This window comes from Acidovorax sp. KPB24-03 (genome assembly GCF_057546605.1).
On sequence record NZ_BAAJYR010000036.1, the window covers coordinates 1 to 24,252 of the forward strand.

The window sequence follows — 24,252 nt, forward strand, 5'->3', positions numbered from 1 at the left end:
GGGGCGTCGCTCAAGGCCCAGGACTTTTTGCAAATCATCGCCTCAGCGCAATAAAGACGCCGGCATACAGCTATCAAATTAGGAGTGAATAGAGAATGAATGCGCTTGTGAATGTGATTTTGGCGGTGCAGATCCTGGCTGCGCTGGGGATGATCGGTTTGATCTTGATCCAGCATGGCAAGGGTGCGGACATGGGGGCTGCCTTCGGCAGTGGAAGTTCTGGCAGCCTGTTCGGCGCCAGCGGCAGTGCCAATTTCCTGTCGCGCAGCACCGCAGTGCTGGCAGGGGTGTTCTTCGTGGCGACTCTGGCGCTGGCGTACTTTGGCAATGTCCGTCCCGCGGGTGTTGGCAGCGTGCTGGAAGTGCCTGGGGTGGTGGCGCCTGCTCAGCCTGCTTCCGGCGCGGCTTCCGAAGTGCCTTCGGTGCCCGTGGTGCCTGCCTCCGGCGCTGGGCAGATCCCTACCAAGTAAGAAGAAAAGCGCAAAATTTGATCCTGCTCCTCGGAGCAGGGTTTTTCCGGAGTAGAATCCCGGATTGTCTGGAAAGCCAAAAACCCAACGGGTTCCTCATGCCATCCAGATGCATAAATCAGCCGTCGTGGTGAAATTGGTAGACACGCTATCTTGAGGGGGTAGTGGCGAAAGCTGTGCGAGTTCGAGTCTCGCCGACGGCACCAAAACAAAAGCCCATCCAACACGCCCATCTTGGGGCGTCTGGGTGCAGCTTCAGCGGTGAGCACATCCTCCAGATGAACCTCGATCAGTACCTCCCCGTTCTTTTGTTCATCTTGGTCGGCATCGGTGTCGGCGTCGTCCCGCTGGTGCTGGGCTATGTCCTCGGCCCCAATCGCCCGGATGCGGCCAAAAACTCCCCCTACGAATGCGGTTTCGAGGCCTTCGAAGACGCGCGCATGAAGTTCGATGTGCGCTACTACCTCGTTGCCATCCTCTTCATTCTTTTTGATCTGGAAATCGCCTTCCTGTTTCCGTGGGCGGTTTCGCTCCACGAGGTGGGGCTGACGGGTTTCATTGCCGTTGTCATCTTCCTGGCCATCCTCGTCGTGGGCTTTGCCTACGAGTGGAAAAAGGGTGCCCTGGATTGGGAATGACCGGTCTTCACAAGGAATGACACGATGATTGAAGGCGTGATGAAGGAAGGCTTCATCACCACCAGTTACGACTCGGTGGTGAATTGGGCCAAGACCGGCTCGCTGTGGCCCATGACCTTTGGTCTGGCCTGCTGTGCGGTGGAGATGATGCACGCCGCGGCGGCGCGTTACGACATCGGCCGTTTCGGTGCCGAGGTGTTTCGCGCCAGTCCGCGCCAGTCCGATCTGATGATCGTGGCCGGTACGCTGTGCAACAAGATGGCGCCGGCCCTGCGCAAGGTGTACGACCAGATGTCCGAGCCGCGCTGGGTGCTGTCCATGGGTTCGTGCGCCAATGGCGGTGGCTACTACCACTACAGCTATTCGGTGGTTCGCGGCTGCGATCGCATCGTTCCGGTGGATGTGTACGTGCCGGGTTGTCCGCCCACGGCCGAGGCGCTGATCTACGGGATCATCCAGCTTCAGCAGAAGATCCGCCGCACCAATACCATCGCTCGCGTCTGAAGGGTTGACGATGACTGCCTTTGCTATTCGACCCGAAGCACTTCGGGACGCGATTGCCGCTGCGCTTGGCGACAAAGTGCGCCAGCTTTCGGTGGCGCTGGATGAGGTGACCCTGGTGGTTTCCGCGACGGACTATCTGGCGGCCATGCAGTTGCTGCGTGATGCGCCGGGCTGCCGCTTCGAACAGCTGGTCGACCTGTGCGGCGTGGACTACTCCTCGTATGGCGACGTCGGCGTGGAGGGGCCGCGCTACTGCGTGGTCTCGCACCTGCTGTCGGTCAGCATGAACCAGCGCGTGCGGGTGAAGGTGTTCTGCCCGGATGACGATTTTCCGGTCGTGCCGTCGGTCTCGGACCTCTGGAACTCTGCCAACTGGTACGAGCGCGAGGCGTTCGACCTGTACGGCATCGTGTTCGACGGGCACAGCGACCTGCGCCGTATCCTCACCGACTACGGCTTCATCGGGCACCCCTTCCGCAAAGATTTTCCGTTGTCCGGGCACGTGGAAATGCGCTACGACGCCGAGCAGCGCCGCGTTGTCTACGAGCCGGTCACGATCGAGCCGCGCGAGATCACGCCCCGCATCATCCGCGAAGAAAAGTACGGAGGCCTGCACTGAGGCGCTCGCGCCGAAAAGTGATCCACCATGGCTGAAATCAAGAACTATTCCCTGAACTTCGGGCCGCAGCATCCGGCCGCACACGGTGTGCTGCGTCTTGTGCTCGAGCTGGACGGCGAAGTTGTGCAGCGTGCCGACCCCCACATCGGCCTGCTGCACCGCGCCACCGAAAAGCTGGCCGAGCACAAGACCTTCATCCAGTCGCTGCCCTACATGGACCGCCTGGACTACGTCTCGATGATGTGCAACGAGCACGCCTACTGCCTGGCCATCGAGAAGCTGCTGGGGCTGGACGTGCCCGTGCGTGCGCAGTACATCCGGGTGATGTTCTCCGAGATCACGCGCCTGCTGAACCACCTGATGTGGCTGGGTTCGCATGGCAACGACTGCGGCAGCTCCACCATCCTGATCTATACCTTCCGCGAGCGCGAAGACCTTTTCGACATGTACGAGGCGGTCTCCGGTGCGCGCATGCACGCGGCGTACTTCCGTCCGGGCGGCGTGTACCGCGACCTGCCGGATTCGATGCCGCAGTACAAGGCCAACAAGATCCGTAACGCCAAGGCCATCGAGGCGCTGAACCAGAACCGCAGCGGCTCCCTGCTGGACTTCATCGACGACTTCACGCAGCGGTTCCCGAAGTGCGTGGATGAATACGAAACGCTGCTCACCGACAACCGCATCTGGAAGCAGCGCACGGTCGGCATCGGCGTCGTGACGCCGGAGCGCGCCCTCAATCTGGGCATGACCGGCCCGATGATCCGCGGCTCGGGCATCGCATGGGATCTGCGCAAGACGCAGCCCTACGACGTCTATGACCGCATGGACTTCGACGTGCCGGTGGGTAAGACAGGCGACTGCTACGACCGCTATCTGGTGCGTGTGCAGGAGATGCGCCAATCCAACCGCATCATCAAGCAGTGCGTGGACTGGCTGCGTGCCAACCCCGGCCCGGTGATCACGGACAACCACAAGGTGGCGCCTCCTTCGCGCGAATCCATGAAGTCGAACATGGAGGAGCTGATCCACCATTTCAAGCTCTTCACCGAAGGTTTCCGCGTGCCCGAAGGCGAAGCGTATGCGGCCGTGGAGCATCCCAAGGGCGAGTTCGGCATTTACCTGGTGAGCGACGGCGCCAACAAGCCCTACCGCCTGAAGATCCGCGCGCCCGGCTTTGCCCACCTGGCCACTTTGGACGAAATGGCCCGTGGCCACATGATTGCCGATGCTGTGGCCATCATTGGCACGATGGATATCGTGTTCGGGGAGATTGACCGATGAATACCGAAACGAAGACGGTGGTGCCCGCCGCGTCCCAGATTACCGACGCGACGCTGGCGCGCTTTGCGCGCGAAGTGGCGAAGTACCCCGCGGAACAGAAGCAGTCGGCCGTCATGGCCTGCCTGGCCATCGTCCAGCAGGAACTGGGCTGGGTCAGCACCGAGAACGAGGCCGTGATCGCCAGCTACCTGGGCATGCCCCAGATCGCCGTGCACGAAGTCACCACGTTCTACAACATGTACAACCAGCAGCCGACGGGCAAGTACAAGCTCAACGTCTGTACCAACCTGCCGTGCCAGCTGCGTGATGGCCAGAAGGCGCTGCATCACCTGGAAAAGAAACTGGGCGTGGCCATGGGCGAGACCACGGCCGATGGCCTGTTCACGCTGCAACAGTGCGAATGCCTCGGTGCCTGCGCCGATGCGCCCGTGATGCTGGTCAACGACCGCACCATGTGCAGTTTCATGGACAACGACAAGCTCGATCAGCTCGTGGATGGCCTGCGCCAAGCCGAAGGCGTGGCATCCGCGGCCCGGGCGGAAGGGCAAGCATGACCACCGCTGCGCAGATCCTGTCGCAATTTCAGGCGACGGGCGTTCAAACCTGCTTCCACGACCGCCACATCGATCCGCAGATTTATGCGGGCCTGGATGGCACCAACTGGAGCCTCAAGGACTACGAGGCACGCGGTGGCTATGCCGCCCTGCGCAAGATTCTGGCGCAGGGCGAAGGCGTGGGCCTCACCCAGGACCAGGTCATTGCGACCGTCAAGGAATCGGGCCTGCGTGGCCGTGGCGGTGCGGGCTTTCCCACCGGCCTCAAGTGGAGCTTCATGCCCCGCTCGTTCCCTGGCCAGAAGTACCTCGTCTGCAATTCCGACGAAGGCGAGCCGGGCACCTGCAAGGACCGCGACATCCTGCAGTTCAACCCGCACATCGTCATCGAAGGCATGATCATCGCGGCTTACGCGATGGGCATTTCCGTGGGTTACAACTACATCCACGGCGAAATCTTCCAGACCTACGACCGCTTCGAAGAAGCGCTCGAAGAAGCACGCGCTGCGGGCTACCTGGGCGACAGGATCCTGGGTAGCGCCTTCAGCTTCCAGCTGCATGCCGCCCATGGATTCGGTGCCTACATCTGCGGCGAGGAAACGGCATTGCTGGAGTCGCTCGAAGGCAAGAAGGGCCAGCCGCGCTTCAAGCCGCCATTCCCTGCGAGCTTCGGCCTCTACGGCAAGCCCACCACGATCAACAACACCGAAACGTTTGCCGCGGTGCCCTGGATCATTCGCAACGGCGGTGCGGCCTATCTGGCCTGCGGCAAGCCCAACAACGGCGGCACCAAGATCTTCTCGGTTTCCGGCGACGTGGAAAAGCCCGGCAACTACGAAGTGCCCATGGGCACTCCGTTCGCCAAGCTGCTGGAACTGGCGGGTGGCGTGCGCAAGGGCCGCCAGCTCAAGGCCGTGATTCCCGGCGGATCGTCCGCTCCGGTGCTGCCAGCGTCCGTCATCATGGAATGCACGATGGACTACGACTCCATCGCCAAGGCCGGCTCCATGCTGGGCTCGGGCGCCGTGATCGTGATGGACGATTCGCGCAGCATGGTGGAGAGCCTGTTGCGCCTGTCGTATTTCTATTCGCATGAATCGTGCGGACAGTGCACACCGTGCCGCGAAGGCACCGGCTGGATGTGGCGCGTGATCGACCGCATCCAGCACGGCGAAGGCCGCGACGGCGATCTGGACTTGCTCAATTCAGTGGCCGACAACATCCAGGGCCGCACCATCTGCGCCCTGGGCGATGCCGCCGCCATGCCGGTGCGCGCCATGATCAAGCACTTCCGCCCGGAATTCGAAGCGCTGATCCGCAACAAGACCCCTCAGGCGTCTGCCTCTGCCTGATCGCGAGAAAAGCATATGGTTGAAATCGAACTGGACGGGCAGAAGGTAGAAGTCGCCGAGGGCTGCATGGTGATGCATGCAGCCGAGAAGGCGGGTACTTACATTCCCCATTTCTGCTATCACAAGAAGCTTTCCATCGCCGCCAATTGCCGCATGTGCCTGGTGGACGTGGAGAAGGCGCCCAAGCCGATGCCGGCCTGCGCCACGCCCGTGACGCAAGGCATGATCGTGCGCACCAAGAGCGACAAGGCCATCAAGGCCCAGCAGTCGGTCATGGAGTTCCTGCTCATCAATCACCCGCTGGACTGCCCGATCTGCGATCAGGGCGGCGAGTGCCAGCTGCAGGATCTGGCGGTGGGCTACGGCGGCTCTTCTTCGCGCTACGAAGAGGAAAAGCGTGTGGTGTTCCACAAGGACGTGGGTCCCCTGATCTCCATGGAGGAGATGACCCGCTGCATCCATTGCACCCGCTGCGTGCGCTTCGGCCAGGAAGTGGCCGGCGTGATGGAGCTGGGCATGATCCATCGCGGCGAGCATTCCGAGATCACCACGGTGCTGGGCGATACGGTCGACTCCGAGCTGTCGGGCAACATGATCGACATCTGCCCTGTGGGCGCGCTGACCAGCAAGCCTTTCCGCTACAGTGCCCGGACCTGGGAGCTGTCGCGCCGCAAGTCGGTGAGCCCGCACGATTCCACCGGCGCCAATCTCATCGTCCAGGTGAAGAATCACAAGGTGATGCGCGTCGTTCCTTTCGAGAACGAAGACGTCAACGAGTGCTGGATTGCCGACCGTGACCGCTTCTCCTACGAAGCCCTCAACGGAGACGAGCGCCTGACGCGCCCGATGCTCAAGCAGGGCGGCCAGTGGAAGGAAGTCGACTGGCAGACTGCGCTGGAATACGTCGCCAATGGCCTGCAGGGCATCCGCACCGACCACGGCGCCCAGAGCATCGGTGCGCTGGTGAGCCCGCACAGCACGCTGGAAGAGCTGTTCCTGGCCGGCGCGCTTGTGCGCGGCATCGGCAGCGACAACATCGACCACCGCCTGCGCCACGCCGAGTTCACCCAGGCCGATGGCATCCATTGGCTGGGCACGAGCATCGCTTCGCTGTCCTCGCTGCAGTCGGTGCTGGTCGTGGGCTCGAACCTGCGCAAGGACCACCCGCTGTTCGCCCAGCGCATCCGCCAGGCTGCACGCAAGGGCTGTACCGTGAGCGCCCTCAACGCCGCGGCCTACGACTGGGCCATGCCCGTGGCGCAGTCCATCGTGGCGCCAGCCCAGGACTGGGCTGCGGTCCTGGCCGATGTGGCCGCCGCCGTGGCGCAGGACCGCGGCGTGGCTGCCCCCGTGACCACCGGCCGTGTGACCGAAGCCTCTTCCGGCATGGCCCGTGCATTGGCTTCGGGCGAAGGCCGAGCCATCCTGCTGGGCAATGCCGCTGCGCACCATGCCCAGGCCTCGAGCCTGCTGGCGCTGGCCCAGTGGATCGGTGCCCAGACGGGCGCGGTGGTGGGCTACCTCACCGAAGCCGCCAACACGGTGGGCGCGCAGTTCGTCGGCGCACAGCCGCAGAAGGGCGGCCTGAACGCCGGCCAGATGCTGGCGGGCGGTCTCAAGGCGGCGCTGCTGCTGAACACCGAACCCGTCCATGACTCCGCCGCAGGTGCACAGGCAGCGGCTGCGCTGTCAGGTGCCGAGATGGTCGTGACGATGAGCCCTTTCAAGGCCAACATGGAATTCAGCGATGTGCTGCTGCCCATCGCGCCGTTCACCGAAACCTCGGGCACCTTCGTCAATGCCGAAGGCCGCCTGCAAAGCTTCCATGCCGTGGTCAAGCCGCTGGGCGATGCCCGTCCCGCGTGGAAGGTGCTGCGGGTGCTGGGCAACCTGCTGGGTGTGCAGGGCCTCGACTTCGAGACCTCTCAGGACGTGCTGGCGAAAGCCACGGGTGCGACGGTGTCCGCTCCGCTGGCCCAGCTGCCTGCCGAACGCCTGAGCAACAGCACGCGCGCCGCCATCGCCGTGCCCGCCGATGCGGGTGCCGCTCCGGTCGTGGCCAGCATCTACCAGCTCGACGGGCTGGTTCGCCGTGCGCCGTCGCTGCAGTTGACGGCCGATGCACGCCGCGCCGCTGAAGGAGTTGCCGCATGATCGACGCCCTGTACAACGGCGGCCTGCACCTGTTCGCCCAGTCCTGGTGGACGGCGGCGGTGTGGCCGGTGATCTGGAACCTGATCAAGATCGTGGCCATCGTGGCCCCCCTGATGGGCGCCGTGGCCTACCTCACGCTGTGGGAGCGCAAGCTGCTCGGCTTCATGCAGGTGCGCCATGGTCCCAACCGGGTTGGCCCATTCGGGCTGCTGCAGCCGCTGGCCGACGGCCTCAAGCTGTTGACCAAGGAAATCATCCAGCCAACGGCGGCCAGCAAGGGCCTGTTCGTGCTCGGCCCGGTCATGGCCATCATGCCCGCGCTGGCGGCCTGGGTGGCGATTCCGTTCGGTCCGGATGTGGCCCTGGCCAACGTGAATGCCGGTCTGCTGCTGGTGATGGCCATCACCTCCATCGAGGTGTACGGCGTGATCATCGCCGGCTGGGCTTCCAACTCCAAGTACGCCTTCCTGGGTGCGCTGCGCGCCTCCGCCCAGATGGTGAGCTATGAAATCGCGATGGGTTTCTGTTTCCTCGTCGTCATCATGGTGTCGGGCAGCATGAACCTGACCGAAGTCGTGATGGGACAGGGCGCCGGCATGGCCGCCGCGAAGGGCTTTGGATTCCTGTCGTGGAACTGGCTGCCGCTGCTGCCGATCTTCATCGTCTACCTCATCTCGGGCGTGGCCGAAACCAACCGCCACCCCTTCGACGTGGTCGAAGGCGAGGCCGAGATCGTGGCTGGCCACATGGTCGAGTACTCGGGCATGGGCTTCGCCATCTTCTTCCTGGCCGAATACGCCAGCATGTGGCTCGTGTCCATCCTGGCCGTGCTCATGTTCCTGGGCGGCTGGCTGTCGCCGGTGGCGGCGCTGGACTTCATCCCCGGATGGATCTGGCTGGGCCTCAAGACCTTCCTCGTGGTGTCCATGTTCATCTGGATCCGCGCGACCTTCCCGCGCTTTCGCTATGACCAGATCATGCGGCTGGGCTGGAAGATCTTCATTCCGGTCACGCTGGTGTGGCTGCTTATCGTTGGCGCGTGGCTGCACTCGCCATGGAACATCTGGAATTGAGCGGGGACACCGATGACTGCTGTTGCTGCTACTGCATCCTTTTCGATCAAGGATTTTTTCAAGAGCTTCATGCTGGTGGAGCTGGTCAAGGGCATGGCCCTGACGGGTCGCTACGCGTTTCGGCGCAAGGTGACCGTTCAGTTCCCCGAAGAGAAGACGCCCCTGTCGCCCCGGTTCCGCGGCCTGCACGCGCTGCGTCGCTACGACAACGGCGAAGAGCGCTGCATCGCCTGCAAGCTCTGCGAAGCCGTGTGCCCGGCACTGGCGATCACCATCGAGTCCGATGTGCGTGCGGACGGTTCGCGCCGCACCACGCGCTATGACATCGACCTGACCAAGTGCATCTTCTGCGGCTTTTGCGAAGAAAGCTGCCCGGTGGACTCCATCGTCGAGACGCAGATCCTGGAATACCACGGCGAAAAGCGCGGCGACCTGTACTTCACCAAGGACATGCTCCTGGCCGTGGGGGACCGCTACGAGGCCGAGATCGCTGCAGCCAAGGCGGCCGACGCCAAGTACCGCTGAGCGCGGCTCCAGAACCCCTACAAAGACCCGATTCATGGACGCCAAGACTGGTTTCTTCTATCTGTTCTCGGTCGTGCTGCTCTTTGCAGCCTTCCGGGTCATCACCGCGCGCAACCCCGTGCATGCGGTGCTGTATCTCATCCTCGCGTTTTCGCAGGCGGCCGCCATCTGGCTGCTGCTGAAGGCGGAGTTCCTCGCCATCGCTCTGGTGCTGGTGTACCTCGGCGCGGTGATGGTGCTCTTCCTCTTCGTGGTGATGATGCTGGACATCCACATCGACTCCATCCGGCAGGGCTTCTGGCGGCACTTTCCGCTGGCGGCTTTCATCGGCGCGCTGATCGCCCTGGAAATGGCGGCCGTGCTGATGGGCGGCTTCCGCGGCATGGACGAGCCCAAGGCGGTGGCGGCCGTGGTCGATGCGGCGGGCCATGTGCTGCCTTACTCGAACACCAAGGCGCTGGGCAAGCTGCTCTACACCGAGTACCTGTACCCCGTCGAGATCGCAGCGGTCATACTGCTGGTGGCGATGATCGCGGCCATCGCGCTCACCCTGCGCCAGCGCAAGGATAGCAAGGCGATCAACCCATCGCAGCAGATCCGTGTGCGCGCCAGCGACCGTGTGGAGCTGGTGAAGGTCGCCGCGACGCAAAAGCCTGCAGAGGAAGCAGCGGCGACGCCCGCTGCCGAGGAGAAGAAGGCATGACATTGACCCTGGGCCATTTCCTGTCGCTGGGCGCGATGCTGTTCGCACTCGCCGTCATCGGCATCTTCCTGAACCGCAAGAACCTGATCGTGCTGCTGATGGCGATCGAGTTGATGCTGTTGGCCGTGAACATGAACTTCGTCGCGTTCTCGCACTACCTGGGCGACATGCACGGCCAGGTATTCGTGTTCTTCATCCTGACGGTCGCCGCGGCAGAGTCGGCCATCGGCCTCGCGATCCTGGTGCTGCTGTTCCGCAACAAATCCAGCATCAACGCGGAAGACCTCAACACCCTCAAGGGTTGAGTCGCCGGTACTAGCCAAGGTCTTCAAGAATGAGCCAAACCCTTTCTGCTTCGACACTGCTGGCGGTGCCCATGGCACCGCTGGTGGGATCCGCCCTGGCGGGTATCTTCGGCACCGCCTTCGGCGGCAACCGGATCGGCCGGCGGCTGAGCCACACGCTGACCATTCTCGGCGTGCTGGCGGCCTTCGTCCTGTCCGCCATGACGCTCAAGAGCGTGGCCATGGATGGCGCGCGCTTCAACGAAACGCTCTACACCTGGATGGTGGTCGGCGGCCTCAAGATGGAGGTCGGCTTCCTCGTGGACAGCCTCACGGCCATGATGATGTGCGTGGTGACCTTCGTGTCGCTGATGGTGCACATCTACACGATCGGCTACATGGAAGAAGACGACGGCTACAACCGTTTCTTCGCCTACATCTCGCTGTTCACCTTCTCGATGCTGATGCTCGTCATGAGCAACAATCTGCTCCAACTGTTCTTCGGCTGGGAAGCCGTGGGCCTGGTGTCGTACCTGCTGATCGGCTTCTGGTTCAACAAGCCGACCGCCATCTTCGCCAACATGAAGGCGTTCCTGGTGAACCGTGTGGGCGACTTCGGTTTCATCCTGGGTATCGGCCTGATCGCGGCGTACACCAACACGCTGAACTACAGCGAGATCTTCGGCAAGGCGGGTGAGCTGGGCGCACTGTCGTTCCCGGGGACCAGCTGGATGCTGATCACGGTCATCTGCATCTGCCTGTTCATCGGTGCCATGGGCAAGAGCGCGCAGTTTCCGCTGCACGTCTGGCTGCCGGACTCGATGGAAGGCCCGACGCCCATCTCCGCGCTGATCCACGCCGCCACCATGGTGACGGCCGGCATCTTCATGGTGTCGCGGATGTCGCCGCTGTTCGAACTGTCGGACACCGCGCTCAACTTCATCCTCGTGATCGGTGCGATCACGGCGCTGTTCATGGGCTTTCTGGGCATCATCCAGAACGACATCAAGCGCGTGGTGGCCTATTCCACGCTGTCGCAGCTGGGCTACATGACGGTGGCGCTCGGTGCCTCCGCCTACTCGGTGGCGGTGTTCCACCTCATGACGCACGCGTTCTTCAAGGCGCTGCTGTTCCTCGGCGCGGGCTCGGTCATCATGGGCATGCACCACAACCAGGACATCCGCTGGATGGGCGCCGTGCGCAAGTACATGCCCATCACCTGGATCACGTCGCTGCTGGGTTCGCTGGCACTGATCGGCACGCCGCTGTTCTCGGGCTTCTATTCCAAGGACAGCATCATTGAGGCTGTGCATGCCAGCACGCTGCCGGCCGCCGGCTTCGCCCACTTCGCCGTGCTGGCGGGCGTGTTCGTCACCGCGTTCTATTCGTTCCGCATGTACTTCCTGGTCTTCCACGGCAAGGAACGCTACGACCAGAACCCGGATGCGCACCACGACGACCACCACGCCCATGACGACCACCACGGCCATGGCCACGATGCCAAGCCGCACGAGTCGCCCTGGGTCGTCACCGTGCCGCTGATCCTGTTGGCCATTCCTTCGGTGGTCATCGGCTTCCTGTTCATCCAGCCCATGCTGTTCGGCGACTTCTTCAAGGACGTGATCTTCGTCGACGCCGCCAAGCACCCCGCGATGGCGGAACTGGCGGAAATCTTCCACGGTCCCGTGGGCATGGCGCTGCACGGCCTGCAGACCGCACCGTTCTGGCTGGCCCTGGCGGGCGTGGCGGCGTCCTACTACATGTACATGGTCAATCCGGCCCTGCCGGCCGCGATCAAGCGCATCTTCCATCCGATCTACGTGCTGTTCGAGAACAAGTACTACCTCGACTGGATCAACGAAAACATCATCGCGCGGGGTGCCCGCGCGCTGGGTACCGGCCTGTGGAAGGGCGGCGACCAGGCCGTGATCGACGGCGCGCTGGTCAACGGCTCGTGGAAGCTGGTGGGCCGCGTGGCGGGGGTAGTGCGCTGGTTCCAGACGGGCTACATCTACCACTACGCTCTGGTCATGATCCTGGGCATCTTCGCGCTCATGACGTACTTCGTGTGGCTCAACAAGTAGAGGGAAAACAAAAATGGGTTTGTTGAGTCTTGCCATCTGGGTGCCGATCGCGTTTGGCGCCCTGCTGCTGGCCTTTGGCCGCGATGAGCACGCACGCGCCGTGCGCTGGCTGGCCCTGATCGGGTCGCTGGTGGGTCTGGCCGTCACGCTGCCGCTGTACGGCGGCTTCGAGGCCACGTCCGCCGCAGCGCAGTTCGTCGAGAAGGTGCAGTGGATCGAGCGCTTCAACGTCCACTATCACCTGGGTGTGGACGGCATCTCGTTCTGGTTCGTACCGCTCACGGCGTTCATCACGGTGATCGTGGTGATCGCGTCGTGGGAGTCGATCACCGAGCGCGTGAACCAGTACATGGGCGCGTTCCTGATCCTCTCGGGCCTGATGATCGGCGTGTTCAGCGCGCTCGATGGCCTGCTGTTCTACGTGTTCTTCGAAGCCACGCTGATCCCGATGTATCTGATCATCGGCATCTGGGGCGGCCCCAACAAGATCTACGCGGCGTTCAAGTTCTTCCTGTACACGCTGCTCGGCTCGCTGCTGATGCTGATCGCGCTGATCTACCTGTACAACCAGTCCGGTGGCAGCTTCGACATCGCCACGTGGCACCAGCTGCCGCTGTCGGCCCGTGCGCAGACCCTGCTGTTCTTCGCCTTCTTCGCCGCGTTCGCGGTGAAGGTGCCGATGTGGCCGGTGCACACCTGGCTGCCCGACGTGCACGTGGAGGCCCCCACCGGCGGCTCCGCCGTGCTGGCCGCCATCATGCTGAAGCTGGGTGCCTATGGTTTCCTGCGCTTTTCCATGCCCATCGCCCCTGACGCCGCGCGCGAATGGGCCTGGCTGATGATCGCGCTGTCGCTGGTGGCCGTGATCTACGTGGGCCTGGTGGCGATGGTGCAAAAGGACATGAAGAAGCTCGTGGCGTATTCGTCGGTGGCGCACATGGGCTTCGTGACGCTGGGCTTCTTCATCTTCAACGACCTCGGCGTGTCGGGCGGGCTGGTGCAGATGATCGCCCACGGCTTCGTGTCGGGCGCGATGTTCCTGTCGATCGGCGTGCTGTACGACCGGGTGCATTCCCGTGAGATCGCGGCCTATGGCGGCGTGGTCAACACCATGCCCAAGTTTGCGGCCTTCGCCCTGCTGTTCGCCATGGCCAACTGCGGCCTGCCGGGCACGGCCGGTTTCGTGGGCGAGTGGATGGTGATCCTGGGCGCCGTTAAGGCCAACTTCTGGATCGGCCTGGCCGCGGCCACGGCGCTGATCTTCGGCGCGGCCTACACGCTGTGGATGTACAAGCGCGTCTACCTCGGCCCCGTGGCCAACGACCACGTGAGGGACCTCAAGGACATCGGTGCTCGCGAGTTCCTGGTGATGGCCGTGCTCGCGATTGCCGTGCTGTACATGGGGCTGTACCCCCGTCCCTTCACCGACGTGATGGATGCTTCGGTGGCGCAGCTGCTCAAGCACGTGGCGCTGTCCAAGCTCAACTGACCAGACTGAAACGAGAGACTCGAGATGATTGACAACATCAGCTGGCTGGCGGTGTATCCGGAGATCGTGCTCCTGGTCATGGCCTGCGTGATCGCGCTCGTGGACCTGGGCGTGACCAGCCCACGGCGCACGGGCACTTACGTGCTCACCATGCTCACCCTGACCGTGGTGGCCGTGCTGCAGGCCCTGTATGCCAACACCGGCAACACGTTCTACGGCTTCGGCAACATGGTGGTGAGCGATGCCATGGGCAACTGGCTCAAGTGCTTCGCCACCGTGGCCATGATGGTCACGCTCGTCTATGGCCGCCCCTATGCCGGCGACCGCGACATGCTGCGCGGCGGCGAGTTCTTCACGCTGTCGATGTTCGCGCTGCTGGGCATGTTCATCATGATCTCGGGCAACAACTTCCTGGTGATCTACCTGGGCCTGGAATTGCTCACGCTGTCCAGCTATGCGCTGGTGGCCCTGCGCCGCGACCATGCGACCTCCACCGAGGCCGCGATGAAGTATTTCGTGCTGGGCGCGATGGCCAGCGGCTTCCTGCTGTACGGCCTGTCGATGATCTACGGCGCGACCGGTTCGCTCGATATCGGCCAGGTGTTCAAGGCGGTCAACTCCGGCCAGATCCGCCACCAGGTGCTGGTGTTCGGCCTGGTGTTCGTGGTGGCCGGCCTCGCCTTCAAGCTGGGCGTGGTGCCGTTCCACATGTGGATTCCCGATGTGTACCAGGGCGCTCCCACGGCCGTGACGCTGATCATCGGCGGCGCGCCCAAGCTGGCGGCCTTCGCCATCACCATCCGCCTGCTGGTGGACGGGCTGCTGCCGCTGGCCATCGACTGGCAGCAGATGCTCGCGGTGCTGGCCATCGGCTCGCTGCTGGTGGGCAATCTGGCGGCCATCGCCCAGACCAACCTCAAGCGCATGCTGGCGTACTCCACGATCTCGCAGATGGGCTTCGTGCTGCTGGGCCTGCTGTCGGGCGTGGTCAACGGCAACGTGGATGCCAACGCGGTCGAGAACGCCTACAGCTCCTCCATGTTCTACGTGGTGAGCTACGTGCTGACCACGCTGGCGAGCTTCGGCGTGATCCTGCTGCTGGCCCGCGAAGGCTTCGAGAGCGAAGAGATCTCCGACCTGGCGGGCCTGAACCAGCGCAGCCCGCTGTATGCCGGCGTGATGGCCGTGTGCCTGTTCTCGCTGGCCGGTCTGCCGCCGCTGGTGGGCTTCTACGCCAAGCTGTCGGTGCTGCAGGCCCTGGTGGCTTCGGGCCAGACGCTGTACATCGCCCTGGCCGTCTTCGCGGTGGTGATGTCGCTGATCGGCGCCTTCTACTACCTGCGCGTCGTGAAGGTGATGTACTTCGATGCACCGCTCACCGCCGCGAACGTGTCGGCCCCGCTGGACGTGCGCATGGTGCTCACGCTCAACGGCGCGTTGGTGCTGGTGCTGGGCCTGCTGCCCGGCGGCCTGATGGCGCTGTGTGCCGACGCCGTCGTGCGCGCGCTGGCGACCTGAGCGCGCCCGGGTTTCTCTCTCCAAGGCCGTTGCCCCTCCTGTGTCCGCCACCGCGTCCATCTGGCTGGTGATCGTGCTGGCGGCCATCGGGGCCAACCTGCCGTTCTTCAGCCAGCGCTGGCTGCTGGTGGGCCCGAAGGCGGCGCCCACCAAGCCCATGGCGATGCGCCTGGGCGAGATGGCCCTGCTGTACTTTCTGGTCGGTGGCGTCGCGCTGCTGCTGGAGCGCCGCGTGGGGCAGATCGCGCCCCAGCAGTGGGAGTTCTACGCGATCACCGCCACGCTGTTCATCACGCTGGCGTTTCCCGGGTTCATCTATCGCTACCTGCTGCGGCGCAACAAGGGCTGAGGCCCTGCGCATCACCGGCTGGCTGCCTCCGTTGCCTGCTCCATTCCCATTGCCATGAAAGTGCTCGATCTCCATTGCGCACAGGACCATGCCTTCGAGGGCTGGTTCGGGTCCGAGGCCGATTTCCAGAGCCAGCTGGCGCGCGATCTCGTTCAATGCCCCCTGTGCGGCAGCAGCGAGATCCGCAAGGGCCTGAGTGCCCCGCGCCTGAACCTGGGCGCAATGCCCAACCCGGCTGACGCGCGCGCCCGCGAGGACGGTGCTGGCCGCACTGCGGTGGCCCACCCATCCCCTTCCATGCTCCCGGTCGATTCCGCCCTGCAGGCCGCGTGGCTGCGGGTGGCCCGGCACATCGTGGCCCACACCGAGGACGTGGGGCCGCGCTTCGCGCAGGAAGCGCGCCGCATGCACCACGGCGAAACCGAAGAGCGTGGTATCCGCGGCCAGGCCAGTGCCCAGGAAGCGGCCGAACTGCTGGAAGAGGGGATCGCCGTGCTGCCCCTGGTGCTTCCGGACGCGGCCAAGGAAACCTTGCAGTAGCCGCCTGCCGGTGCGTCGGCATCGCCGACCGGATGGCAGGCCTCGGCCCGCCAGCCTTCACTGCGTGAACTGCAGCGCCGCCAGCCGGGCGTACACGCCGCCCTGCCGGACCAGGTCCGCATGGCGCCCTTCCTCCACGATCTGCCCCTGGTCCATCACCACGATGCGGTCGGCGTTCTGCACCGTGGCGAGCCGGTGCGCGATGACCAGCGTGGTCCGCTGGCCGCTGTGGCGCTGCATGGCGGCGTCCAGCGCGGCCTGCACCATGCGTTCACTTTCCGCATCGAGCGCGCTCGTGGCCTCGTCCAGCAACAGCAGCAGCGGGTTCTTGAGCAAGGCGCGGGCGATGGCGATGCGCTGGCGCTGCCCGCCGGACAGGCGCACGCCACGCTCGCCCAGGAAGGTGCCGTAGCCTTCGGGCAAGGCCGCGATGAACTCGTGCGCGAAGGCGGCGCGCGCGGCCTCCTGCACTTCCTGCTCGGTGGCGCCGGGGCGGCCGTAGCGGATGTTGTCCAGGGCCGAGGCGGAGAAGATCACCGCGTCCTGCGGCACGATGCCCACGTGGGCACGCAGGTCGCCGAGCGCCAGGCGGCGGATGTCCACGCCGTTCAGCGCGATGCCGCCGCCTGCGGCATCCACGTCGTAGAAGCGCTGCAGCAGCTGGAACACCGTGGTCTTGCCCGCGCCGCTGGCGCCCACCAGCGCGACGGTTTCGCCGGCCGACAGGTGCAGGTCGAAGCCGCGCAGGGCGGGTGCCTGCGGTCGCGAGGGGTAGTGGAAAGCCACCCGGTCGAAGTCCACGCGCAGCCCGCCGCCCGTGTCCGGCAGCGCCGCGGGCTGCACGGGGCTGGCGATGGGCGATCGGCTGGCGAGCAGTTCCATGAGCCGTTCAGTGGCCCCGGCGGCGCGCAGCAGGTCGCCGTACACCTCGCCCAGCACGGCCACGGCCCCCGCGAGGAACATGACATAGATGACCGTCTGCCCCAGGTGGCCGGCCGACATCTCGCCCGCCAGCACCGCCTGCGTGCCCCGGTACAGGCCCCACAGCAGCAACGCCGCGTTGGCGATCACGATGAAGGCCACCAGCGCCGCGCGGGCCCGGCTGCGGCGCACGGCGGTCTGGAAGGCGTTCTCGGTGGAGGCTTCGAACCGGCGGGCCTCGCGCGATTCGGCCGTGTAGCTTTGCACGGCGGGCACGGCATTGAGCACCTCGGCCGCGATGGCGCTGGAATCGGCCACCCGGTCCTGGCTGGCCCGGGAGAGGCGTCGCACCCAGCGGCCGATCCACAGCGTGGGCAGCACCACGACCACGATGGCGGCGAACACCACCGACATGATGTACGGGTTGGTCCACACCAGCATTCCCAGCGCCCCCACGCCCATCACCGCGTTGCGCAGGCCCATCGACAGCGACGAGCCCACCACGGTCTGCACCAGCGTGGTGTCCACGGTCAGGCGCGACAGCACTTCGCCGGTCTGCGTGGTTTCGTAGAACTGCGGGCTTTGTTCCAGCACGTGCGCATAGACGGCGTTGCGCAGGTCGGCCGTCACCCGCTCGCCCAGCCAGCTCACGGTGTAGAAACGCGCGGCGGAGAACAGCCCCAGCGCCACGGCCACGGCGAACAGCAGCCCGAAATGCTCGCGCAGCGCCATGGCCTGCTCGCCGCGCGTGGCGCCCACCAGCCCGCCGTCGATGAGTTCGCGCAGCGCCAGGGGAAACGCCAGCGTGGCCAGCGCCGCCAGCACCAGGAAGACCAGCGCGAGCGCAATGCGCCCGGCATAGGGCCGGAGAAACGGCAGCAGGCCGCCGAGCGAGCGCGGGGCGCCGGAGGTGGGGGAGGAGGAGGGCATGGGGGCAGTGTAGGAGCCCGCGCCCGGATCGGCATGCGCCTTGCCGTGAAGCCCGTCGCGACACAGGTTTGCTATTAATTTAATAGCTATCAAGGCAATCAAATCTAGGGCATGGAGCGGTTTTCATCCCAAGCCATGCCTGGGGCGGAAGGCGTGCGCCGGACCGCGCCCGGGCGTCCCAGAGGGGGCGGTGCCGGCCGGCCGGCCGGGTAGGCGTTTATACATAGGCATTTGTCCCAGTATCTGCGCAGCGGGGGCGCGCCTTAGGATGCGGTGCAACCTAACGCAGGCCAGGGTGCCTCGCTCCCCCGGGCGAAGCGCCCCGCCCAGCACCACCACGGAGCGGCCAAGGCGCAATGAGCGACGTCATTCTCGAAACCCACAGCCTGACCAAAGAGTTCAGAGGCTTCACCGCGGTCAGCGATGTCAATCTCGCGGTCCGCCGGGGCTCCATCCATGCGCTGATCGGCCCCAACGGCGCTGGCAAGACCACCTGCTTCAACCTGCTGACCAAGTTCCTGGAGCCCACCTCCGGCGTGATCCGCTTCAACGGCGAGGACATCACCCGCGAGCGGCCCGCGCTGATCGCGCGGCGCGGCGTGATCCGCTCGTTCCAGATCTCCGCCGTGTTCCCGCACCTCACGCTGCTGGAGAACGTGCGCATCGGCCTGCAGCGCAAGCTGGGCACGGCGTTCCACTTCTGGCGCAGCGAACGCAGCCTGCAGCAGCTCGACGGCCGCGCGATGGAGCTGCTGGCCGAAGTGGGCCTGCAGGACCTGGCCGACGAGACCACCGTGAACCTGCCCTACGGCCGCAAGCGCGCGCTGGAGATCGCCACCACGCTGGCCATGGAGCCCGAGCTGATGCTGCTGGACGAGCCCACGCAGGGCATGGGCCACGAGGACGTGGACCGCGTCACGCAGCTCATCAAGAAGGTTTCGGCCGGCCGCACCATCCTCATGGTGGAGCACAACATGAAGGTGATCTCCACGATCGCCGACCGCATCACCGTGCTGCAGCGCGGCGCCGTGCTGGCCGAGGGGCCGTACGAAGAGGTCTCGCGCAACCCGCAGGTGATGGAGGCCTACATGGGCACCACGGACGGCCAGCTGCAGGGGGCCCACGCATGAGCGCGCCGGCCCTCGAAATCAGTGGCCTGCAGGCCTGGTACGGCGAGTCGCACGTGCTGCACGGCGTGGACATCACGGTGCAGCCCGGCGAGGTGGTGACCCTGCTGGGCCGCAACGGCGCCGGCCGCACGTCCACCATGCGCGCCGTGATGGGGCTGACGGGCGCCCGCAAAGGCTCCGTGCGCATCCACGGGCAGGAGACGATCCAGATGCCCACGCACCGCATCGCCCACCTGGGCGTGGGCTATTGCCCGGAAGAGCGCGGCATCTTTTCCAGCCTGTCGTGCGAAGAGAACCTGCTGCTGCCCCCGGTGCTCAAGACCGGCACGCAGGGCATGTCGGTCGATGAGATCTACGCCATGTTCCCCAACCTGGCCGAGCGCCGCCACAGCCAGGGCACGCGCCTGTCGGGCGGCGAGCAGCAGATGCTGGCGGTGGCGCGCATCCTGCGCACCGGGGCCAAGCTGCTGCTGCTCGACGAAATCTCCGAAGGCCTGGCGCCGGTGATCGTGCAGGCCCTGGCCCGCATGATCACCACGCTGCGCCAGAAGGGCTACACCGTGGTGATGGTGGAGCAGAACTTCCACTTCGCCGCGCCGCTGGCCGACCGCTTCTACGTGATGGAGCACGGCCGCATCGTGGAGCAGTTCGGCGCCGCCGAGCTGCAAGCCAAGATGCCCGTGCTCAACGAGCTGCTGGGCGTCTGACCCGGCGCGGGACTGCTTCGACCACCGCCTTCGCCCAGAGCACCCCGATCCCCCTTTCCATCGAAGACCCAAGGAGACAACGACATGAAAAAGATGAACCTCAAGGCGCTCGCCGTGCTGCTGGGGGCCGCGGGCCTCGCGACGTTCTCCGCGCAGGCGCAGGACAAGGTGAAGATCGGCTTCATCACCGACATGTCCAGCCTGTACGCCGACGTGGAAGGCAAGAACGGCGCGGTGGCGATCCAGATGGCCATCGACGACTTCGGCGGCAAGGTGCTGGGCCAGCCCATCGAGCTGCTGAGCGCGGACCACCAGAACAAGGCCGACATCGCCGCATCGAAGGCGCGCGAGTGGATCGACACGCAGGGCCTGACGATGCTGTTCGGCGGCACCAATTCGGGCACGGGCCTGGCGATGGCGAAGGTGGCGCAGGAGAAGAAGCGCGTGTTCATCGTCAACGGCGCGGGCTCCTCGGCGCTCACCAATGAGCAGTGCAGCCCCTACACCGTGCACTATGCCTACGACACCGTGGCGCTGGCCAAGGGCACGGGCGGCGCGATCGTGGGGCAGGGCGGCAAGGACTGGTTCTTCCTCACGGCGGACTATGCGTTCGGCGCCGCGCTGGAGGCCGATACGGCCAAGGTGGTCAAGGAAAAGGGCGGCAAGGTGGTGGGCAGCGTGAAGCACCCGATCAACGCGTCGGACTTCTCGTCCTTCCTGCTGCAGGCGCAGAACTCCAAGGCGCAGATCCTGGGCCTGGCAAATGCCGGCGGCGACACCATCAACGCCATCAAGGCCGCGCGCGAGTTCGGCATCAACAAGACCATGAAGATGGCGGGCCTGCTGGTCTTCGTGACTGACATCCACAGCCTGGGCCTGAAGAACACCGAAGGCCTGCTGCTCACCACCAGCTGGGACTGGAACCTGGACGACAAGACCCGCGCCTTCGGCCGCAAGTTCTTCGCCAAGACCAAGCGCATGCCGACCGACATCCAGGCGGCCGACTACTCGGCCACCATGAACTACCTGAAGGCCGTGGAGGCCGCTAAGACGCTCGATGCCGACAAGGTGATGGAGAAGCTCAAGTCCACGCCCATCGACGACTTCTACGGCAAGGGCGTGATCCGCCCGGACGGCCGCTTCGCGCACGACATGTACCTGGTGCAGGTGAAGGCCCCGGCCGAATCCAAGGAGCCCTGGGACTACTACAAGGTCGTGAGCAAGCTGCCCGCGGATCAGGTGTGGACCACCAAGGCCGAGAGCAAATGCGCGCTGTGGAAATGAGCTGACGCGCACGATCGAAAAAAAACACATCCGAGATCAGGAGACAAAGCCATGAAAAACAGACAACTCACCCGACTGGCCCTGGTGCTGGGCGCCCTGGGCCTGGCTGCATCGGCCGTGCAGGCCCAGGACAAGGTCAAGATCGGCTTCATCACCGACATGTCCAGCCTGTACGCCGACGTGGAAGGCAAGAACGGCGCGGTGGCGATCCAGATGGCCATCGACGACTTCGGCGGCAAGGTACTGGGCCAGCCCATCGAACTGATGAGCGCGGACCACCAGAACAAGGCCGACATCGCCGCATCGAAGGCGCGCGAATGGATCGACACGCAGGGCCTGACCCTGGTGTTCGGCGGCACCAATTCCGGCACGGCCCTGGCCATGGCCAAGGTGGCGCAGGAGAAAAAGCGCGTGTTCATCAACAACGGCGCGGCCACCTCGGCACTCACCAACGAGCAGTGCAGCCCCTACACCGTGCACTACGCCTACGACACCGTGGCGCTGGCCAAGGGCACGGGCGCACCATCGTCGATGGCGGGGGCAAGAGCTGGTTCTTCCTCACGGCGGACTATGCGTTCGGCCATGCACTGGAGGCCGATGCGAGCACGGTGGTCAAGGCCAAGGGCGGCACGGTGGTGGGCAGCGTCAAGCACCCGCTCAACGCCTCGGACTTCTCGTCCTTCCTGCTGCAGGCGCAGAACTCCAAGGCCCAGGTGCTGGGCCTGGCCAACGCGGGTGGCGACACCATCAACTCCATCAAGGCCGCCAAGGAGTTCGGCATCGGCAAGAGCATGAAGCTCGCAGGCTTGCTGATCTTCTTCAGCGACATCCACAGCCTGGGCCTCAAGACCACCGAGGGCCTGCAGTTCACGACGAGCTGGTATTGGGACCTGAACGACGACACGCGCAAGTTCGCCGACAAGTTCATGGAAAAGACCAAGCGCCGTCCGACCGAGATCCAGGCGGCGGACTACTCGGCCACCATGAACTACCTGAAGGCCGTCGAAGCCGCCAAGAGCACCGATGCCGACAAGGTGATGCAGGCCTGGCGCGGCATGAAGATGAACGACTTCTTCGGCTCCGGCACGCTGCGCCCCGATGGCCGCTACGTGCACGACATGTACCTGATGCAGGTGAAGTCACCGGCCGAATCCAAGGGTGCATGGGATTACTACAAGCTCGTCAAGAAGCTGCCCGGCGAGGAAGTGTTCGCCACCCAGGCCGAGAGCAAGTGCGCGGCCTGGAAATGACACCCATGACGCGCCGCCCGTTCCGCTGACCCTCTTTTTTCACCGCTTCACCGCCACTCGCGCCCTCCCATGCAAATCTTCGGTGTCTCACTGCCGGGCCTGTTGAGCCAGCTTCTGCTGGGGCTGGTCAACGGGTCGTTCTACGCCATCCTCAGCCTGGGGCTGGCGGTGATCTTCGGCCTGCTCAACGTGATCAACTTCGCGCACGGCGCGCTGTTCATGCTGGGCGCGATGCTCACCTGGATGGGCATGACCTACCTGGGCATCAACTACTGGGTGATGCTGCTGGCGGCGCCGGTGGTGGTGGGCATCCTGGGGGTGCTGATCGAGCGGCTGCTGCTGCGCTGGATCTACAAGCTCGACCACCTCTACGGCCTGCTGCTGACCCTCGGGCTCACGCTGCTGATCGAGGGGGTGTTCCGCTCCATCTACGGCGTCTCGGGGCTGGGTTACGACACGCCGGAGCTGCTGGAAGGCGCGACCAACCTCGGCTTCATGATCCTGCCCAACTACCGCGCCTGGGTGGTGGTGGCCTCGCTCGTGGTGTGCGTTGGCACCTGGTACGTGATCGAAAAGACCAAGCTCGGCGCCTACCTGCGCGCCGGCACCGAGAACCCGCGCCTGGTGGAGGCCTTTGGCGTGAACGTGCCGGTGATGATCACGCTCACCTACGCGTTCGGCGCGGCGCTCGCCGCCTTCGCCGGCGTGCTGGCCGCGCCGGTGTACCAGGTCACGCCGCTCATGGGGCAGAACCTCATCATCGTGGTGTTCGCCGTGGTGGTGATCGGCGGCATGGGTTCGATCATGGGCTCCATCCTCACCGGGCTGGGCCTGGGCGTGATCGAAGGGTTCACCAAGGTGTTCTATCCCGAGGCTTCTTCCACCGTGGTGTTCGTCATCATGGTGATCGTTCTCCTCATCCGCCCCGCCGGCCTGTTCGGCAAAGAGAGATAAGCAGGGGCCGCACGCATGAACTCCCAAAAACTCGCCCCCATCGGCTACGGCCTGCTGCTTGCCGCCCTGCTGGCGGCGCCCTTCCTGGGCGCCTACCCGGTCTTCGTGATGAAGCTCATGTGCTTCGCGCTGTTCGCCTCGGCGTTCAATTTGCTGCTGGGCTATACCGGGCTGCTGTCGTTCGGCCATGCGGCCTTTTTGGGCGGCGCGGCCTACGTGGCCGGCCACGCCATCAAGGTCTGGGGCCTCACGCCCGAACTGGGCCTGCTGGCCGGCACCGCCGGCGGCGCGCTGCTGGGGCTGCTGTTCGGCTGGCTGGCCATCCGGCGCCAGGGCATCTATTTCTCGATGATCACGCTGGCGCTGGCGCAGATGCTGTTCTTCGCCTGCCTGCAGGCGCCGTTCACGGGCGGGGAGGACGGCCTGCAGGGCGTGCCGCGCGGCAAGCTCTTCGGGCTCATCGACCTGTCCAGCGACCTCACCATGTACTACGTGGCACTGGTGGTGGTGGTGCTGGCCTTCCTGCTGATTGTGCGCACCATCCACTCGCCGTTCGGCCAGGTGCTCAAGAGCATCAAGGAAAATGAGCCGCGTGCCATTTCGCTGGGCTACGACACGCACCGCTTCAAGCTGCTGGCCTTCGTGATCTCGGCCGCGCTCGCCGGGCTGGCGGGCTCGCTCAAGACCCTGGTGCTGGGCTTCGCCACGCTGTCCGACGTGCATTGGACGGCCTCGGGCCAGGTCATCCTGATGACGCTGGTGGGCGGCCTGGGCACGCTGTCGGGCCCGCTGGTCGGGTCGGCCGTGGTCGTGCTGCTGGAAAACAAGATCGGCGAGTTTGGGCACCTGGTCGCCTCGATCACGGGCGTGGACTGGTTCAACACCCTGGGCGAGTCGGTCACCATGGTCACCGGCCTCATCTTCGTGGTGTGCGTGCTG

23 protein-coding genes, 1 tRNA gene and 1 pseudogene are annotated in these 24,252 nt (G+C 64.9%); 24 read left to right on the top strand and 1 reads right to left on the bottom strand.

Annotated features, from left to right (window positions below):
* The first annotated feature begins 95 nt into the window (after window positions 1–95).
* The 18 genes from secG (at window position 96) to AC27KI_RS07325 (ending at window position 16,137) form a co-directional block, all read left to right on the top strand.
* Complete coding sequence (secG, locus tag AC27KI_RS07240) at window positions 96–470, top strand: preprotein translocase subunit SecG (RefSeq protein ID WP_284395671.1); 375 nt, start codon at window positions 96–98, stop codon at window positions 468–470.
* A gap of 121 nt (window positions 471–591) precedes the next feature.
* Window positions 592–676, top strand: a tRNA-Leu gene (locus tag AC27KI_RS07245).
* Between the two features lie 72 nt (window positions 677–748).
* Window positions 749–1,108 (top strand): NADH-quinone oxidoreductase subunit A, encoded by a 360-nt coding sequence (locus AC27KI_RS07250; RefSeq protein ID WP_092744429.1) that lies wholly within the window; start codon window positions 749–751, stop codon window positions 1,106–1,108.
* Window positions 1,109–1,132: 24 nt separating this feature from the next.
* On the top strand, window positions 1,133–1,612 hold the full coding sequence (locus tag AC27KI_RS07255) for a NuoB/complex I 20 kDa subunit family protein (RefSeq protein ID WP_007849129.1): 480 nt from the start codon (window positions 1,133–1,135) through the stop codon (window positions 1,610–1,612).
* A 10-nt stretch (window positions 1,613–1,622) separates the two neighbouring features.
* Window positions 1,623–2,231, top strand: a complete 609-nt coding sequence (locus AC27KI_RS07260) for an NADH-quinone oxidoreductase subunit C (protein ID WP_487088098.1) — start codon at window positions 1,623–1,625, stop codon at window positions 2,229–2,231.
* Window positions 2,232–2,258: 27 nt separating this feature from the next.
* Entirely contained in the window at window positions 2,259–3,512 is a 1,254-nt protein-coding gene (locus tag AC27KI_RS07265; protein ID WP_317359385.1) for an NADH-quinone oxidoreductase subunit D, read from the top strand.
* Entirely contained in the window at window positions 3,509–4,066 is a 558-nt protein-coding gene (nuoE, locus tag AC27KI_RS07270; protein ID WP_317359387.1) for an NADH-quinone oxidoreductase subunit NuoE, read from the top strand. Before AC27KI_RS07265 ends, nuoE begins: the two co-directional genes overlap by 4 nt.
* Window positions 4,063–5,418, top strand: coding sequence for an NADH-quinone oxidoreductase subunit NuoF (nuoF, locus tag AC27KI_RS07275; protein WP_487113217.1), 1,356 nt, complete (start codon window positions 4,063–4,065; stop codon window positions 5,416–5,418). The genes nuoE and nuoF overlap by 4 nt, the downstream gene beginning before the upstream one ends.
* A 15-nt stretch (window positions 5,419–5,433) precedes the next feature.
* The gene (nuoG, locus tag AC27KI_RS07280) at window positions 5,434–7,572 is read left to right on the top strand and encodes an NADH-quinone oxidoreductase subunit NuoG (RefSeq protein WP_487113219.1); all 2,139 of its coding nucleotides are present in this window, start codon (window positions 5,434–5,436) and stop codon (window positions 7,570–7,572) included.
* On the top strand, window positions 7,569–8,645 hold the full coding sequence (nuoH, locus tag AC27KI_RS07285; RefSeq protein ID WP_272567990.1) for an NADH-quinone oxidoreductase subunit NuoH: 1,077 nt from the start codon (window positions 7,569–7,571) through the stop codon (window positions 8,643–8,645). Before nuoG ends, nuoH begins: the two co-directional genes overlap by 4 nt.
* A 12-nt stretch (window positions 8,646–8,657) precedes the next feature.
* A complete protein-coding gene (nuoI, locus tag AC27KI_RS07290) occupies window positions 8,658–9,170 on the top strand; it encodes an NADH-quinone oxidoreductase subunit NuoI (RefSeq protein WP_092744422.1) in 513 nt (170 codons plus the stop codon).
* 34 nt (window positions 9,171–9,204) lie between these two features.
* Entirely contained in the window at window positions 9,205–9,873 is a 669-nt protein-coding gene (locus tag AC27KI_RS07295; RefSeq protein WP_317359394.1) for an NADH-quinone oxidoreductase subunit J, read from the top strand.
* Window positions 9,870–10,178, top strand: a complete 309-nt coding sequence (gene nuoK / locus AC27KI_RS07300) for an NADH-quinone oxidoreductase subunit NuoK (protein WP_005793248.1) — start codon at window positions 9,870–9,872, stop codon at window positions 10,176–10,178. The genes AC27KI_RS07295 and nuoK overlap by 4 nt, the downstream gene beginning before the upstream one ends.
* A 29-nt stretch (window positions 10,179–10,207) precedes the next feature.
* Entirely contained in the window at window positions 10,208–12,241 is a 2,034-nt protein-coding gene (gene nuoL / locus AC27KI_RS07305) for an NADH-quinone oxidoreductase subunit L (RefSeq protein WP_284411385.1), read from the top strand.
* 13 nt (window positions 12,242–12,254) lie between these two features.
* Window positions 12,255–13,730, top strand: coding sequence for an NADH-quinone oxidoreductase subunit M (locus AC27KI_RS07310; RefSeq protein ID WP_284395542.1), 1,476 nt, complete (start codon window positions 12,255–12,257; stop codon window positions 13,728–13,730).
* A gap of 24 nt (window positions 13,731–13,754) precedes the next feature.
* Complete coding sequence (nuoN, locus tag AC27KI_RS07315; RefSeq protein ID WP_272551660.1) at window positions 13,755–15,248, top strand: NADH-quinone oxidoreductase subunit NuoN; 1,494 nt, start codon at window positions 13,755–13,757, stop codon at window positions 15,246–15,248.
* Between the two features lie 40 nt (window positions 15,249–15,288).
* Window positions 15,289–15,597: a DUF2818 family protein gene (locus AC27KI_RS07320; RefSeq protein WP_272567997.1), complete on the top strand. Its 309-nt coding sequence runs from the start codon at window positions 15,289–15,291 to the stop codon at window positions 15,595–15,597.
* Between the two features lie 54 nt (window positions 15,598–15,651).
* Window positions 15,652–16,137: a DUF1178 family protein gene (locus AC27KI_RS07325; RefSeq protein WP_487088110.1), complete on the top strand. Its 486-nt coding sequence runs from the start codon at window positions 15,652–15,654 to the stop codon at window positions 16,135–16,137.
* Window positions 16,138–16,194: 57 nt separating this feature from the next.
* Here the strand turns inward: AC27KI_RS07325 and AC27KI_RS07330 are convergent, their stop codons facing one another.
* Complete coding sequence (locus AC27KI_RS07330) at window positions 16,195–17,988, bottom strand: ABC transporter transmembrane domain-containing protein (protein WP_487113221.1); 1,794 nt, start codon at window positions 17,986–17,988, stop codon at window positions 16,195–16,197.
* A 356-nt stretch (window positions 17,989–18,344) separates the two neighbouring features.
* Between AC27KI_RS07330 and AC27KI_RS07335 the strand changes: the two genes are divergently transcribed.
* From AC27KI_RS07335 to AC27KI_RS07360, 6 genes and pseudogenes are all read left to right on the top strand, one after another.
* On the top strand, window positions 18,345–19,118 hold the full coding sequence (locus AC27KI_RS07335; protein ID WP_272551665.1) for an ABC transporter ATP-binding protein: 774 nt from the start codon (window positions 18,345–18,347) through the stop codon (window positions 19,116–19,118).
* Entirely contained in the window at window positions 19,115–19,825 is a 711-nt protein-coding gene (locus AC27KI_RS07340) for an ABC transporter ATP-binding protein (protein ID WP_284395527.1), read from the top strand. The genes AC27KI_RS07335 and AC27KI_RS07340 overlap by 4 nt, the downstream gene beginning before the upstream one ends.
* Window positions 19,826–19,909: 84 nt before the next feature.
* Complete coding sequence (locus AC27KI_RS07345) at window positions 19,910–21,109, top strand: ABC transporter substrate-binding protein (RefSeq protein WP_272568000.1); 1,200 nt, start codon at window positions 19,910–19,912, stop codon at window positions 21,107–21,109.
* Between the two features lie 51 nt (window positions 21,110–21,160).
* A pseudogene (locus tag AC27KI_RS07350) lies at window positions 21,161–22,359 on the top strand (ABC transporter substrate-binding protein).
* Window positions 22,360–22,428: 69 nt separating this feature from the next.
* Window positions 22,429–23,313, top strand: coding sequence for a branched-chain amino acid ABC transporter permease (locus AC27KI_RS07355; protein ID WP_272568004.1), 885 nt, complete (start codon window positions 22,429–22,431; stop codon window positions 23,311–23,313).
* Window positions 23,314–23,328: 15 nt separating this feature from the next.
* Window positions 23,329–24,252 (top strand): branched-chain amino acid ABC transporter permease (locus AC27KI_RS07360; protein WP_487113223.1); only part of this gene is annotated, 924 nt, incomplete at its 3' end.

Coding starts and splice junctions, on each gene's coding strand:
- AC27KI_RS07260 (WP_487088098.1), top strand. CDS start 1,623: ATGACTGCCTTTGCTATTCGACCCGAAGCACTTCGGGACGCGATTGCC.
- nuoE (WP_317359387.1), top strand. CDS start 3,509: ATGAATACCGAAACGAAGACGGTGGTGCCCGCCGCGTCCCAGATTACC.
- AC27KI_RS07265 (WP_317359385.1), top strand. CDS start 2,259: ATGGCTGAAATCAAGAACTATTCCCTGAACTTCGGGCCGCAGCATCCG.
- AC27KI_RS07355 (WP_272568004.1), top strand. CDS start 22,429: ATGCAAATCTTCGGTGTCTCACTGCCGGGCCTGTTGAGCCAGCTTCTG.
- AC27KI_RS07325 (WP_487088110.1), top strand. CDS start 15,652: ATGAAAGTGCTCGATCTCCATTGCGCACAGGACCATGCCTTCGAGGGC.
- AC27KI_RS07255 (WP_007849129.1), top strand. CDS start 1,133: ATGATTGAAGGCGTGATGAAGGAAGGCTTCATCACCACCAGTTACGAC.
- nuoH (WP_272567990.1), top strand. CDS start 7,569: ATGATCGACGCCCTGTACAACGGCGGCCTGCACCTGTTCGCCCAGTCC.
- AC27KI_RS07330 (WP_487113221.1), bottom strand. CDS start 17,988: ATGCCCTCCTCCTCCCCCACCTCCGGCGCCCCGCGCTCGCTCGGCGGC.
- nuoN (WP_272551660.1), top strand. CDS start 13,755: ATGATTGACAACATCAGCTGGCTGGCGGTGTATCCGGAGATCGTGCTC.
- nuoL (WP_284411385.1), top strand. CDS start 10,208: ATGAGCCAAACCCTTTCTGCTTCGACACTGCTGGCGGTGCCCATGGCA.
- secG (WP_284395671.1), top strand. CDS start 96: ATGAATGCGCTTGTGAATGTGATTTTGGCGGTGCAGATCCTGGCTGCG.
- AC27KI_RS07335 (WP_272551665.1), top strand. CDS start 18,345: ATGAGCGACGTCATTCTCGAAACCCACAGCCTGACCAAAGAGTTCAGA.
- nuoF (WP_487113217.1), top strand. CDS start 4,063: ATGACCACCGCTGCGCAGATCCTGTCGCAATTTCAGGCGACGGGCGTT.
- AC27KI_RS07250 (WP_092744429.1), top strand. CDS start 749: ATGAACCTCGATCAGTACCTCCCCGTTCTTTTGTTCATCTTGGTCGGC.
- nuoI (WP_092744422.1), top strand. CDS start 8,658: ATGACTGCTGTTGCTGCTACTGCATCCTTTTCGATCAAGGATTTTTTC.
- AC27KI_RS07345 (WP_272568000.1), top strand. CDS start 19,910: ATGAAAAAGATGAACCTCAAGGCGCTCGCCGTGCTGCTGGGGGCCGCG.
- AC27KI_RS07295 (WP_317359394.1), top strand. CDS start 9,205: ATGGACGCCAAGACTGGTTTCTTCTATCTGTTCTCGGTCGTGCTGCTC.
- nuoG (WP_487113219.1), top strand. CDS start 5,434: ATGGTTGAAATCGAACTGGACGGGCAGAAGGTAGAAGTCGCCGAGGGC.
- AC27KI_RS07340 (WP_284395527.1), top strand. CDS start 19,115: ATGAGCGCGCCGGCCCTCGAAATCAGTGGCCTGCAGGCCTGGTACGGC.
- AC27KI_RS07310 (WP_284395542.1), top strand. CDS start 12,255: ATGGGTTTGTTGAGTCTTGCCATCTGGGTGCCGATCGCGTTTGGCGCC.
- nuoK (WP_005793248.1), top strand. CDS start 9,870: ATGACATTGACCCTGGGCCATTTCCTGTCGCTGGGCGCGATGCTGTTC.